Origin of the sequence: Planococcus sp. 1R117A, from assembly GCF_051417975.1 — a bacterium.
Taxonomy (GTDB): domain Bacteria; phylum Bacillota; class Bacilli; order Bacillales_A; family Planococcaceae; genus Planococcus; species Planococcus shenhongbingii.
Genome location: NZ_JBPRLO010000001.1, coordinates 46,565 through 59,715 on the forward strand (window position 1 = coordinate 46,565; position 13,151 = coordinate 59,715).

Below are 13,151 nucleotides of genomic sequence, written 5' to 3' on the forward strand. Positions count from 1 at the left end.
ATTATTCAGTTGCAAACTTATAGCCAAATCCTCTGACTGTTCTAATATGAACAGGATTAGCAGGATCTCTCTCTACTTTCCTTCGCAAATTACTGATATGGACTTTCACTGTCTGGATGTCACCTTCGGAATAGTATCCCCAAACCCGGTCATACAATTGCTCAGCGGTCCATACCCGGTTTGGATTTTGGGCCAGCAGTAAAAGAAGCTGGAATTCCTTATGGTAAAGGCGTACAGGTTTATCGTCGATATATAATTCCCGGGCGTCAATATGAATTTTTATATTGTTGTATTGCAGAATTGACAATTTATCATCTTCACCGTTCGTCCAGCCATTTCTTCTTAGGATAGCTCTGATTCGCGCTTCCAGTTCATTAAAGTCAAAAGGTTTGGTGATGTAATCATCTCCTCCGACTTCAAGGCCTTGGATTTTGTAAGATAATTCTTTTCGGTAGCTGACAAAAAGGATAGGCAGTTTTGTCTGCATACGGATTTGTTCGCACACTTCCAACCCATTCATTCCCGGCATTTCAATATCCAGCAAAATGAGGTCTGGATTTTCTCGTGCCAGCATATCCATGGCTTCATAGCCATCTTCTGCATCAATGACACGGTAGCCCTTTTTCACCAGAAACAATCGGATCAGTTCACGGATGCCTTCTTCGTCTTCGACGACCAGCACTGTTGCTTCACTCATAATATACCTCCTAAATAATCAGAAATTCAGCGGCAGCGCGATATAGAACGCACTTCCTTTGCCTACTTCACTTTCTGCCCAAATTTCACCTTTATGCGATAGAATAATTTCTTTTGCAATGGCAAGCCCCAATCCACTGCCTTTATGTTTTGTGGATTCATCCATTTTGAAAAAGCGGTCAAAAATATGAGGCAAGACATCTTTATCAATACCGCTTCCTGTATCGGATACTTTAATAATCACTTCTCCGTCAAATTCTTCCAGATCAAGTACCGCATCTTCTTTATCATTGGTATAAACTTCGGCAGAAACCGTAATCTTGCCATCTATTGAAGATGTATGTTTGACAGCATTCCATAAAACATTCGAAAATACTTGATCAATCCGGTCAACATCTATGGACAATATCATTTTGTCTTCCCAAGACTCATGTTTTCCTTTATGATGTTCAAAAATGCGGCCGCTTTGGGTAACATCTGATTCCATTCCAATAATCAGGCGCTGCAGCCAGCTTCCCAGCTCTACTTGCTCAAACCTCAAAGTCATATTGCCCGATTTGTATTTCGACAGCTCAACCAGATCTTCCGTTAACCGCTCCAGCAGCAATAACTTATTATGGATCATATCCAAATACCGGGGGTTCTTTTCATCAATTAAACTTTCTTTTACCGCTTGGATATAACTATGGATCAATGTAATCGGAGTACCTAATTCATGCGAGATTGTAGAAAGCATCTCATTCCGTGACTTCTCGATTTCCTGAATTTCATCATTTACCGTCACTAGGTTCATGTTGGTGATTTCCAGTGCCATGGTTCGTTCTTTAATATTGCGCTCCAGGAAGTAATTAATATTAGTGATTTCTTGTGTCAGGCTTCTTAAGTTCGCGAGCGTCTCTACGCGCATCAAAAATTCTTCTTTATCGCATGGTTTCACCAAATAATCATTAGCTCCTGCGGTAAAGGCATTTGTTTTATGCTGAAGCCCTTCTTCTTTCGATAACATCAATATCGGCAATTCAGTCAAAGTAAATTTCTTCCGAATGTTGCGGCATAGTTCATCGCCGGTCATATCTGCCAATTCCCATTCCAAAATGACCATATCGATAGGCTGTTCTTCCAGCAGCTGCAATGCACCTTGTCCTTCTGTAACTCCTGTTACTTCGAAGCCTTCTCTCATAAGCTGATAAGTTACCATCTGCCGGTTGATATCTTCATGGTCAACAACCAGAACTCTCATTTGTTTCCTGTCGAATCTGCGCTGCACCATTGAATGTGCCAGTTCTTCGGTAGATAACTCTTCTACGACAATATCTTCGTCAGCTTCGGTTTCTTCCAGTTCTTCTTTTATATAGATCGGAAGCGTGAAACTGAATGTAGATCCGGCACCTACTTCCGATTCAACCTCCAGCCAGCCTCCTTGCAGCTCAACCAACCGCTTTGAAATATTCAATCCAATTCCAACTCCGATTGCTGTGCCAGATTCATCATCTTCCTGTCTGTAAGGCTCGAATAATGACGGAATTTTGTCTGGCTGTATCCCTTTTCCTGTATCCCTGACTGAAATTTTAACTTGCTTCCCAGCTTTTTGTGCAGAAATCACAATTTCGCCGGTTTGAGTGTGCTTGATTGAATTGCCAACTAAATTGAACAATATCTGCTGGACCCGGTCTGAATCTGCAATAACCAAAGGCACACTGTCAGAGATGGTCTGGTAAAGTGCCACATCTTTATCTTTTACTAACGGCGCACATACCGTTATTACGGCTTCCACTATATTGGATAAGTTTACTGGCTCTACATGGATATCCAAGGCATTCTGTTTCAGCTTCGAGAAATCCAGGATGTCATTGATCATATGCGCCAATTTTTTCCCGCTCGATATGATAGTGCCGAGTTGATGGGACATTGCTTGAGAAACTCTTCCGGCAGACATCTCTTGAAGAGATTCCGCTATTCCAATCATTCCATATAAAGGCGTTCTTAAACTATGTGATGTAAAAGCCAGCAATTCATCTTTCCGTTCATTGGCATGTTTTAATGACTCCATAGCCAAACGTTGCCGTTCTATTGCTTTGCGTTCAAGATTGTATTTTTCCTGCCGCTTTACAGCAGCCTTGTCCGTTAATGCCAGTGCCATGAAAAACACCCCGAGACATACAGCCAGATAGCCGCCATGATGAGACCGATCTGTCAAAGGCAACAGGCCGGCAAGCGTTGAGAACGATACCCCTATTCCAAATACCAGCAAAAACAGGGCTATTGCAAAATAACGGGAATACAATATTCCTTTGTTCATGCAGATAATGGCCAGAACGAATATAAAAGCGATTGTAGCCAGTAGCAAAGCCGGAAGCACCCAGCGCACTGTTTCACTTGAAAAGAACAAAACACCAATCCCCAGTAAACTGACAGCAATCAAAAACTGAAAAATTTTCTCGGCTCTTGGAAGATGGCGCCGCATGTCCAAAAAGTTTTCCGCAAAAAGAATGGCGAAAATATTCGATAATCCAATAAATAATAATAAGAACTGCTCATCCAGCCAAAGCACATCCGGCCAAACAAATGCCAATGTCAGCCCTGCTAATGAAGTAAATGTAAAAATTAATGAAAAAGCAAGAAAGGCATAATATAAATAACTCAATTGTCGCACTTTTATAAATTGCACCAAGTGATAAAGCAATAACACAAAAATGATTCCGCTGATAATTCCGATGAGAGCCGCAGTCGTTCGGCCGTTCTCTTCAAAACCTCCCATTTCCCATATGGAGATCGGAATTTGCAGCGGTCCAGCTGATTCTACTCTCATATAAAAAGTCTTCTCAGCCGTCTCTGGCATTTCCAATTGGTAAACCAAGTTTCGGTGATAAAAATTACTATCCCCCGAATCACTGGCCCTTCCCAACTCTTTTGCTTCAAATCCTCCTGCAGAAACCGGCGAATATAAAATAGCGCTATCTAAAGAAGGAGCTGCAATTTCAAGCAGCCATTTTTTTTCAGGTTCCTGATTCTGTACTTGAAATCTCAACCAATAGACATGATCAGTAAACCCTTCATTCGGTATGCCATCGTTGTTTGGAAGAAATTGCATTTCTATTAGCGGCTGTGTAACATCTTCAATTGTCAAATCCCCTTCTTGATCCTCGAAAATAAATATTTCATCTTCGATTTCCAGATGTCTTTGGGCAGAGTCAAGTTGTATGGTCTGTTCGCTTTTGATTTGACGGTCCGGCTGTTCATCAATTCCTAAGAACATTAGCAATATCCAAAACATAAACAATACTTTAATCGCCAAAGATATATTTTGATAAGTTGAAGACATGATAGAACACCTCTGTTTTCTTGAAGTTCAATTATTGCTAGCAGGATATGCATCCGGAAAAGTTAATAATAAATATTTTTCACAATAACGGATTATTCAGAAAAATTAAGAAAGATTAATTACAATTAATGGATTTAAAATAGGTTGTTTGATTTACTAGAATCATACCATTTATCACACAAAAATAAAACTTATTTATTTCTGAAAATTCAATTAAAACTATTGACCTATTAATTCAAAGCGATTAAGCTATATAAAAGGAATTTATAAGTTCATTGGTCGCATATTTCATATTTAGGGCAATTGTTGCCCAAGAAGAGGTGAAATGCATGTTTAAACCAAATAACAAAAGCCGAAAAACTAAAAAAAAGAAGCGCTGGGTTAATCGCTCCCTCATATTTTTTATTTTGCTTGGTGTTATTTATCTAGTTGTCTTCTTCCCTAAAGCTTCAAGCACATTGGATAACATTCACCAGCCCATTGAAAGAGAAGCATCACCAAAACGAGCGGAAAAAATAGTGCTGGAAGAGAAAAATCCGATATCTGTTCTGCTATTGGGAGTCGATGAAAGAGAAGATGACCGGGGACGCTCCGATACAATGATTGTTTTGACCATTAATCCAGCGGATCAATCTACAAAAATGGTCAGTATTCCCCGAGACACCTATACAGAAATCGTAGGACTTGATATATCGGATAAAATTAATCACGCTTACGCTTTCGGAGGAATTGAAATGTCGCTTGATACTACGGAGAACTTACTGGATATTCCGATTGATTATGTCGTCCAATTGAATATGGACGGCTTTAAAGATATTATCGATGCTTTGAACGGCATCACAGTTGATAATTCTTTTCCTTTTGACGGCTTCGAAAAAGGAGCTATCACCTTAACTGGTGATGAGGCATTGGACTATGTGCGCATGAGGTATCAAGATCCCAACGGCGACTTTGGCCGCCAGGACCGCCAAAAGCAAGTAATCAAAAGCATAATGACAGAAGCGGTCTCCGCCACTACGCTGTTCAATTACCCTAAAATTTTTGATGCTTTAGGAAACAACGTTAAAACCAATATGGAATTTAACGCCATGATTGATATTCAAAGCAATTACCGGGAAGCTTCCAAAAATGTAGAGCAGCTCATTTTTGAAAAAGGGACTGGCGAAACAATTGACGGCATTTGGTATTACATGATGGATGAAGATGAACTCGCTGCTGTAAAAGATCAATTAAAAGAGCATTTGGAGTTGAAGTGAATTTCTCTTTATTTATTCGAAAACAACTTTGGCAGTAAAATCCCCATACAAAGCTTTTACGTTTAATTTGCAATCAAAAAAGCCGTTTATGCATTTGCGCATAAACGGCTTTTCTAATTCATTGATTTTTCGGAGCCAGCTCTACAGCTTGGCGCAATGCTTCAACTAAGCTTTTTTCATCAGCAATGCCTGTTCCTGCAATATCAAATGCTGTTCCATGGTCGACACTTGTCCGGATAATCGGCAACCCGACTGTGATATTGACTCCTGCTTCAAGCCCCAGTACTTTGACAGGTGCATGGCCCTGATCATGGTACATGGCAACGACGATGTCAAAATCTCCACGAACAGTACGGAAAAACAGTGTGTCGGCTGGAAGCGGTCCTTGAACGTTTATTCCCATTGCTTTTGCTTTCTCGACAGCAGGAATTACTTTTTCTTCTTCTTCACCGTACCCGAATAATCCATTCTCGCCCGCGTGCGGATTAATGCCGCACACCGCGATTTTCGGTTCTTCAATTCCAGCTTTTAATAAGGTATCATGCGCCAGTTGAATCACATAGAATACGCGTTCAGGTGTAATCATGTTAATAGCATCAATAATGCCAACATGGGTGGTCACATGAATAACCTTTAAGTTTGGAGCCGATAACATCATCGAATAATCTTTAGTGCCCGTCAACTCGGCTAAGATTTCGGTGTGCCCCGGGTACATATGGCCACCTTTTTGAAGCGCCTCTTTGTTTAACGGTGCAGTACATATCGCATCAATTTCTTTGGCATTTGCCAGGTCAATTGCTTTTGCCAAGTATTGAAAAGCTGCATCTCCCGCTTCGGGTGAAACTTGTCCAATAGGCAAAGAATCCGAAAGCAAATTCAAATCCAGACAATCAATTGCTTCTTTTTCAAAATTTGCTTCGGAAACATGGCTGATGCGATTGATGGTTTTTGCGCTTCCCGTAAACTTCTTTGCACGTTCTAAAATTGAAGCGTCGCCTATGACGAACGAACGGCTTGTATCATGGACAACATCGTGTTCAAAACTTTTTAAAATAATTTCAGGTCCAACGCCAGCAGCGTCTCCCATAGTAATTCCGATAATCGGTTTACTTGCTTGCATGCAGTTTCACTCCTCTCAAATAATTCACAGCATTGCCAAGTGAATCGGCCATGCCGAATCCGCCAGCTTTTGTAATAGCCACTAATTCTTTATTGTTCCATTTCACCAAACCGAGCGGCAGACCAGCCTCCACTTCAAAAAGCAGTTCCATATCAAGGATGCCGAGGATACTGCAAATGTCTTTTGCCGTGTCTCCGCCGGTCATGATAATAGCATCAAAATCCGCCACTTCCAGCGCGGCATGGACCAGATGTCCCAACCCTTCAGATATGGCCTTGCCTGTTTGATTGGCAGTCCAGTGATATTCAGCGGCCCATTCACTGACCTTATTCCGGTTTTCTTTGGACCCGTCAACGAATATAACAGCACTATCCCAGCTGTCAGGTTCCGCAAGAACAGAAATTCCTTTGCCGGCTTGCACCGGATCTTTCAACAGTTCCAATGGGTCTATTTCAATCATTTCTGTGGCTTTTCTTGCTTTCAGCCTTTTCAGCTGCTCCTGAGTTTTTGCCGACAAACTCCCCGAAACCACCAATACTTTACCGACCGGTTTTGGCAAAGCTTTTTTTTGGCTACCTCTTGCACGCTTTGTATATAAATGATTGATCAAACCCGCTGAACCAGCCCAACCGATTTTCAAGTCCAGATTTGGTTCAAGTTGCGCCAATAAACGAAAGTCTTCTTCTTCTACAGCATCACATACAATCCACTGAACTCCAAATCGCACTTGCTCTAACACCCATTTTTCCGGGGTGGCTGAATGCAGGATGCGACGTGTCAGCACGGCTGTTTTAATATTGCCTGAAGCCAACAAATCCGGTATATAGCTATGAAGCACTGGAGTTTTCGGATCCTGCGCAAATTCCGTTTCTGTAATAGCTACCCCATTGACATATAAAACACCTTCTTCCACGGTTCTTCCCATATCAGGAAAAGCCGGTGCGACAAATATAATATCCATTGCCGCGGCGTCCTGCATCGCTTTCAATTCTGCTGCAACCGAACCTCGAAGAGTAGAATCGACCTTTTTATAGAATGACTCTACTCCCCGTTTTTTTAATCGTGCTACTTCATTAAAAACTGCATGATAAGCATCTTCTTCTGTCATTGCCCGGCTATCCGTGTCGACAATCCACACATCTATGTCCTGGTTATCGGTGTCATATTGTTCTTCTGGACCAGAGAGTATAACCTTCGACTTTAAGCCTTTTTGCGCCAGCCTTACTCCACTGTCGTTCGCTCCTGTAAAATCATCTGCAATGATGCCAAGCTGAGCTGTCATTATCCGTCACTCCTTAAAGCCTCTTTTCTGATCAAAGAACCATTATCAAACATAAACCCTTTTCTTTCTAATCGTTTCACTAAAAACGCAATATACAGAGGAAGCAAAATTGCTGTCGTCACGGTAGATGCAGCTACCTGTACTGTTGCAATATCAACCATCGATGCAAAACTTGCGTTCGCTGCAGCAATAGCCGCTGGAGTTGCTACTGCGTTTCCAGCTGTTGAACCTTCTGCGGCCCCAACAATCGGATTCCATTTTAATGCTTTGAAGATCATGTATCCTGCAGTACCTGTAATGAACACAGTCATTAAACCAAGAGCAATTCCTCCAAGTCCCCCTTCAATAATCGCTTGGAAATCAATGCCCATTCCAAGGGCGAAAGCGAAGAACGGAATCAGCATTGAGCTGCCTTGTTCCAAGAAAGAACGCATATCTTCATCCAAATTCCCAAGTACCATTCCGATAATAATCGGCAACAGGACAGCAATAAAGGTTAACGGAGAAAATAGCCCTTCGACAAATCCCATCGTCCCGAAAATAACTAACGCAACCATTGTTAAGAATGGACCATCGTTTAATGCTAACAAAGAATAAGCAGCGCGGTCATCTTTTCCGCCGTATTGTCCTACAAGTGCCATGTAGAGGCCGCCATTGCTGTTTGTCATTGCAGCAATTACAGCTATAGGAGCAATTCCAAGCCACAATCCATTATCACCGGCAAACATATATGCAATAAGCCCAACAGCTGCACCGACTACCCATTTCGTTGTTAACAGCGTCGCCCCTTTAGCCAAGGAGACGCCAAACATTTTAACATTAATCTGCGCCCCAGTACAAAGAAGGAACAAAGCGATGAGGGCATTTGCACTATCGACAAAAAGCGCTTCCGTGAATCCGCCAATTCTCAATAAATCTGGTGCCAAGGTATTGATTGTTGCAGCCAACAGCAAAGGGACGACCATCATACCGCCCGGAATACGTTCCAGTGTTTTTTTGATTTTCATTTTTCTCCCTCTTCCCTTTATTTATTATTTGAATAATCTTTTATTAGAAACCGCTTTCAACTAATACTATAAAAACTTTAGTATCAAAAAGCAACACTATTAAACCGTAAAATTCAAATAAAATAAAAATAGTTTAAAAATGCAACAATTAGAACATAAAAAAACGCAAACTCATTCTTTGAGTTTGCGCCATAAAGTTGCCCGATTTATGCCAAGCCGTTTTGCAGTTTTTGTTTGATTGTACCCTTCTTTTTGCAGGATTTGCTCAATGATTTTTCGTTCGATTGTTTTTAATGTATCTGTTTCGTCAATGATAAATCCTTCTTCTATAGGAGGGACTTGAGAAATCGCTGGCGTTTTTTGCAAAGCGCTTTTCTCAATGACATAATCTTTTTCAGCTAAAGCCAATTTTTTAATGTATGCTTTCAGCTCATTCAAGTGGCCGTTCCATTGGATTCGTTTCAACTCTTCCATTGCATCATCCCGCACTTTGATCGGCTGCGTGCCAAGCGACTGATGAAATTCAGTTAAAAATTGACGCACCAGAAATTCAATATCTTCTTGCCTGTCGTTTAAATCCGGTAGAATAATTCTAATGGCTTCATGTAATTCCAGTGCCTCTGCTAATTCCGAAGGCATTTCTTCAGCCGCTAAAATAACTTGTACTTTTTGTGCAGCCATAATGGTAAGCAGCTCATTAATTTCATAGATATTCAATGAAGCAGATATTTTATTCACTATTAAACATAAAGTCGAGGTATTTAAAGAATGCAATTCCCCGAATGACTTTTTCAGCTCTTCAATTGGCAGAGAAACGAAATATCCCTTTTTTTTATGGTAGGCATGAATATAGCGGGCAATTGTCTGTTTGCCTGTTCCCGCTTTCCCCACCAAAATGACAGGCTCTGCCGCTAGCAGAGGTTCTTCTATCAATTGTTTGATGTTCTTCATAGCTTTACTTTCCGTTACTATTTGAGGCAGCTGATTGATTTCTTCAGCTTTGCCTCCATATAGTTCCAGAGTTGAAGCAGAAATGCGTTTGAAAAAGAAAGAAAAAAGGAGTTCATTCCGATCTTGCCATGAATTCACCTGAACACTAAAAGGAAATTCCGCATCGTTTATAACTCTTGAAACTGGTGAACCCTCTTCCAGGACCTGCTTCTTCAGTGGTTCCAGCTCTTCACTGGCTATCGGGAGACGTTCGAAAGAAAGCCAGTTTTCGAATAAGACAATGCCACTTTCTGCAGCAACCATAAAATCCTGCTCCCGCTCAGTAACCAGCTGTCCTAAAACCCGCAGCAATTGCTGATTTTTTTTCAAGGTTTTAAATAGCCGCCGCGCTTCTTCAAACGATTGTAAAATCGCCTCACGTCCCGATTGGATCAACAGCCCGTTCAAGCCGTGCTGGGCAGCTGCATTGACAGTCACAACATCACCAAGAATCCGTGTATATCCAGCTTCTTTTAACTGAGTTAAGATCGTCTCTACTTCCGAAGCATCTGTCAAGGTTACCACTTCCATATCAATTTCCAGCAAGCTGACAATCGAAGCTGCTCCTATTGTTATATTGGAAAAGCCCACCAGCGCTTTTTTTTCTTCGGAATGGTCATTTGCCAACATGATTGAGCGCATTAAATCATAACCGGACATATGGACATCAATAACCGGAAGCAACACAGCATCCCGTATTAATTTAGCCGTCCCCCCCCGACTGATTATGATATCAGTCCCTTGCTTTTCCATCTCTTTTGCGATGGACACTCCTTTTTCCAGATTTCCTACTTCAGCAGAAATCTCCAAATCGGTCTGGCCTTGCTTTAATTCTTCAATCATTGGAACCATCGCATCATATGGCGATATAAAGCCAATGCTGATTTTTCTCATCACGACAGTCCTCCCTCATTTAGCGCTATTACTTGTCATTATAGCAATCTTCATTTATTGGGCAATAATAAATTCAAGCTTTCTTATAAAAGCTGAAGTTGAAATCCCCTAAATTTCCCTCCTCATAATTCCCTCTAGAGTTCACCCCATATAAAAGTCCTCTCCCTGTTAACCCTTCCATACCTTCTATATAATGAAATGAAAAAGGAGTGGCGTTCATGTGTTTGGTTAATTTTCAATACAAGGATCATCCAAAATACAAATTGGTTCTGGCAGCAAACCGGGATGAATTTTACAATCGTCCCACAGAACCTGCCCATTTCTGGAAAGACGAGCCCGCTTTATTGGCAGGCCGAGATTTAATGCAAATGGGCACCTGGCTTGGAGTGGCCAAAAACGGCCGGATTGCTGCTCTCACCAACTTCCGGGATCCCTCCATGCCGGAAGCGAATAAAATCTCTCGCGGCGCGATTGTCCGGGACTTTTTAACATCTGACATGGAGCCGCAATTATTTTTGGAATCATTGATTCCTGAAAACTACACGGGCTTTAATATTCTTGTCGGAGATGCGGATCACTTATACTACTACAACAATATCGAAAACCGCATCACAGAAATTGAGCCCGGAATCCATGGGCTGAGCAATCATTTACTCAATACGCCTTGGCCAAAAGTGATTAAAGGGAAAAATTATCTGGAGAGGTATTTATCTGAACATGAGGAAGTAGCTGCAGATGATTTATTCAGCTTCTTGGCAGACAATGAGCAAGCGAACGATTCTTCCCTGCCGGAAACCGGTATTGGAATTGAATTCGAACGCATGCTTTCTTCCATGTTCATCAAGACACCGGAGTATGGAACACGTTCGGCAACAGTCGTTTTGATCGATAACGATAACCATGTAACATTTGTGGAAAGGGTTTATGAAAAAGGGGAATTTAAAGAACAGAATGTCTTTGAATTTGATGTGGAGTGATTATTAATCCTATTAAAATTTAAGAGAGCCAACCGTTTATGCGGCCGGCTCTCTCTTTTATTCGATTGATCCAGTCATGCTTTCCAATAGACGCTGATATTCAGGATATTCCTTATTCCATTCTTCCTGGCGGGCTATTTCTTCTTTGTTTAAAATAGCTTCGATTGCATCCAAGCAGACATGCCAGCCAGCAAGGTCTCTTGCCGTATGTGGAGTAATTTTATTGATTGTTTCCACCAGTACGAGTTTTGTCCCTCCATTTTCTGGTGTTACTTCAAAATGAACTTCGTCTTCCGCCCATTCAAAGGCAATCGACTTTCCTTCTTCGTAATCAAGAATGGCCATATTTTCAAATGTGCCATCTCCCATATCAAATGTAATGTTTCCCCCTTTTTGCAAATCCTCTATCGTCAGTTCTGCGAACCACTGCTGCAATTTACTGTTTTCGGTTAACATTGCCCAAACCTGGTCGGATTCCTGCTGTAATTGCCGTTCGAACGTAGCGGTATAGCCTTGCTCGTTTCGAATAATTTCTGCTCTCATTGAACTTCCTCCTTTAAATGATTTCCTTTATTATACATGAACCGCGCTTTCTCATTTCCCTTAGAACTTCGGACAATCTATCAGATATCTTAAAACAGGCGATATCACACTTTAAAATCGGGTATAGTGCTCATAAGGAGTTGAACTATATGAGATTAGGCTATGCATGTATGAACACAGAATTAAAAACCATCTTCAGAACATTGCGGGTGGCAACTGCAGAAACAGAGGGAACAGCTAAAATAAAAGAGCTGACATTAAAAAATATGCAGACCACACTTGAAATCATTCAATGGAATCTAGTGAATGATATTCTATTTTACCGGGCTTCAAGCAATTTGATCCCTTTATCTACCCATCCCATAAACGATTGGGTGTGGTGGGAAGACCCTGAGTTTTTGTTTATCGCAGGACAAATTAGGGATTTGGTACAGACCCATCATATGCGCGTTTCAATGCACCCTGGCCAATACACGGTATTAAATTCCCCAAAACCTGAAGTGGTGGAAAAATCGATTCAGGATTTGGAGTATCATGACCGGCTTATCCAATTGCTCGGCGGCAACGATTTAATCGTCCATACAGGCGGAGCTTATGGCGATAAGGCAGCAGCTAAAGCCCGATTCGCTGAAAATTATTTGAAGTTGCCTGATAGCATCAAACGGCGGCTGCGTCTTGAAAACGATGATAAAACCTTTACCATCCGTGATGTGCTGGAAGTAAGCAAAATGTGCGGCATTCCGGTATGCTTCGATATCCATCATCATAATTGCAATAATGATGGAACACCGGTCGATTTTGCCGAGATCCTGGCGACTTGGGAAGGCTACGGTGTACCCAAAATTCATATCAGTACAGGCAAAGAAGGTTTTACCGATTTGCGCCACCACGACTTAGTTTCGGAGACAGACTTTAATGAATTGCTTCTATTGTTAGGGGATACGGATGCGGACATTATGTTCGAAGCAAAGTTAAAAGAACAAGCAGTCCTTCCATTTTTAAAACAATTGTTAAATAAGTAAAAAATTGTATTAGCCATTATCTCTTAACCGATATTCCGCCAA

10 protein-coding genes are annotated in these 13,151 nt (G+C 41.4%); 3 read left to right on the forward strand and 7 right to left on the reverse strand.

Features of this window, described 5'->3' with window-relative positions; translation table 11 throughout:
- Nucleotide 1 precedes the first annotated feature (1 nt).
- Both ACSFXN_RS00215 and ACSFXN_RS00220 read right to left on the reverse strand, forming a co-directional pair.
- Entirely contained in the window at nucleotides 2-697 is a 696-nt protein-coding gene (locus tag ACSFXN_RS00215; protein WP_300989907.1) for a response regulator transcription factor, read from the reverse strand.
- Nucleotides 698-715: 18 nt separating this feature from the next.
- Entirely contained in the window at nucleotides 716-4,018 is a 3,303-nt protein-coding gene (locus tag ACSFXN_RS00220) for an ATP-binding protein (protein ID WP_437148187.1), read from the reverse strand.
- 329 nt (nucleotides 4,019-4,347) lie between these two features.
- Here ACSFXN_RS00220 and ACSFXN_RS00225 point away from each other — a divergent pair, with 329 nt between their 5' ends.
- Nucleotides 4,348-5,274: an LCP family glycopolymer transferase gene (locus tag ACSFXN_RS00225; RefSeq protein ID WP_437148188.1), complete on the forward strand. Its 927-nt coding sequence runs from the start codon at nucleotides 4,348-4,350 to the stop codon at nucleotides 5,272-5,274.
- Nucleotides 5,275-5,392: 118 nt separating this feature from the next.
- On the opposite strand, the gene pdxA is transcribed toward ACSFXN_RS00225, so the two are convergent.
- The 4 genes from pdxA to ACSFXN_RS00245 form a co-directional block, all read right to left on the reverse strand.
- A complete protein-coding gene (pdxA, locus tag ACSFXN_RS00230; RefSeq protein WP_437148189.1) occupies nucleotides 5,393-6,394 on the reverse strand; it encodes a 4-hydroxythreonine-4-phosphate dehydrogenase PdxA in 1,002 nt (333 codons plus the stop codon).
- On the reverse strand, nucleotides 6,381-7,676 hold the full coding sequence (locus tag ACSFXN_RS00235) for a four-carbon acid sugar kinase family protein (protein ID WP_437148190.1): 1,296 nt from the start codon (nucleotides 7,674-7,676) through the stop codon (nucleotides 6,381-6,383). Before ACSFXN_RS00235 ends, pdxA begins: the two co-directional genes overlap by 14 nt.
- Nucleotides 7,676-8,683: a 2-keto-3-deoxygluconate permease gene (locus ACSFXN_RS00240; protein WP_437148191.1), complete on the reverse strand. Its 1,008-nt coding sequence runs from the start codon at nucleotides 8,681-8,683 to the stop codon at nucleotides 7,676-7,678. The genes ACSFXN_RS00235 and ACSFXN_RS00240 overlap by 1 nt, the downstream gene beginning before the upstream one ends.
- 171 nt (nucleotides 8,684-8,854) lie before the next feature.
- The gene (locus tag ACSFXN_RS00245; protein WP_437148192.1) at nucleotides 8,855-10,567 is read right to left on the reverse strand and encodes a PrpR N-terminal domain-containing protein; all 1,713 of its coding nucleotides are present in this window, start codon (nucleotides 10,565-10,567) and stop codon (nucleotides 8,855-8,857) included.
- A 218-nt stretch (nucleotides 10,568-10,785) separates the two neighbouring features.
- Here ACSFXN_RS00245 and ACSFXN_RS00250 point away from each other — a divergent pair, with 218 nt between their 5' ends.
- Nucleotides 10,786-11,544: an NRDE family protein gene (locus ACSFXN_RS00250; protein WP_437148193.1), complete on the forward strand. Its 759-nt coding sequence runs from the start codon at nucleotides 10,786-10,788 to the stop codon at nucleotides 11,542-11,544.
- Between the two features lie 57 nt (nucleotides 11,545-11,601).
- Here the strand turns inward: ACSFXN_RS00250 and ACSFXN_RS00255 are convergent, their stop codons facing one another.
- Nucleotides 11,602-12,087, reverse strand: coding sequence for an SRPBCC family protein (locus tag ACSFXN_RS00255; RefSeq protein ID WP_437148194.1), 486 nt, complete (start codon nucleotides 12,085-12,087; stop codon nucleotides 11,602-11,604).
- A 149-nt stretch (nucleotides 12,088-12,236) separates the two neighbouring features.
- Here ACSFXN_RS00255 and uvsE point away from each other — a divergent pair, with 149 nt between their 5' ends.
- Nucleotides 12,237-13,109 carry a UV DNA damage repair endonuclease UvsE gene (gene uvsE, locus ACSFXN_RS00260; protein ID WP_437148195.1) on the forward strand — a complete coding sequence of 291 codons (873 nt, stop codon included), beginning with the start codon at nucleotides 12,237-12,239 and terminating at the stop codon, nucleotides 13,107-13,109.
- Nucleotides 13,110-13,151 lie beyond the last annotated feature (42 nt).

What these genes read in the sequence shown, in the direction of transcription:
- ACSFXN_RS00215 (WP_300989907.1), bottom strand. Translation starts at nt 697, where the DNA reads ATGAGTGAAGCAACAGTGCTGGTCGTCGAAGACGAAGAAGGCATCCGT.
- ACSFXN_RS00220 (WP_437148187.1), bottom strand. Translation starts at nt 4,018, where the DNA reads ATGTCTTCAACTTATCAAAATATATCTTTGGCGATTAAAGTATTGTTT.
- ACSFXN_RS00225 (WP_437148188.1), top strand. Translation starts at nt 4,348, where the DNA reads ATGTTTAAACCAAATAACAAAAGCCGAAAAACTAAAAAAAAGAAGCGC.
- pdxA (WP_437148189.1), bottom strand. Translation starts at nt 6,394, where the DNA reads ATGCAAGCAAGTAAACCGATTATCGGAATTACTATGGGAGACGCTGCT.
- ACSFXN_RS00235 (WP_437148190.1), bottom strand. Translation starts at nt 7,676, where the DNA reads ATGACAGCTCAGCTTGGCATCATTGCAGATGATTTTACAGGAGCGAAC.
- ACSFXN_RS00240 (WP_437148191.1), bottom strand. Translation starts at nt 8,683, where the DNA reads ATGAAAATCAAAAAAACACTGGAACGTATTCCGGGCGGTATGATGGTC.
- ACSFXN_RS00245 (WP_437148192.1), bottom strand. Translation starts at nt 10,567, where the DNA reads ATGAGAAAAATCAGCATTGGCTTTATATCGCCATATGATGCGATGGTT.
- ACSFXN_RS00250 (WP_437148193.1), top strand. Translation starts at nt 10,786, where the DNA reads ATGTGTTTGGTTAATTTTCAATACAAGGATCATCCAAAATACAAATTG.
- ACSFXN_RS00255 (WP_437148194.1), bottom strand. Translation starts at nt 12,087, where the DNA reads ATGAGAGCAGAAATTATTCGAAACGAGCAAGGCTATACCGCTACGTTC.
- uvsE (WP_437148195.1), top strand. Translation starts at nt 12,237, where the DNA reads ATGAGATTAGGCTATGCATGTATGAACACAGAATTAAAAACCATCTTC.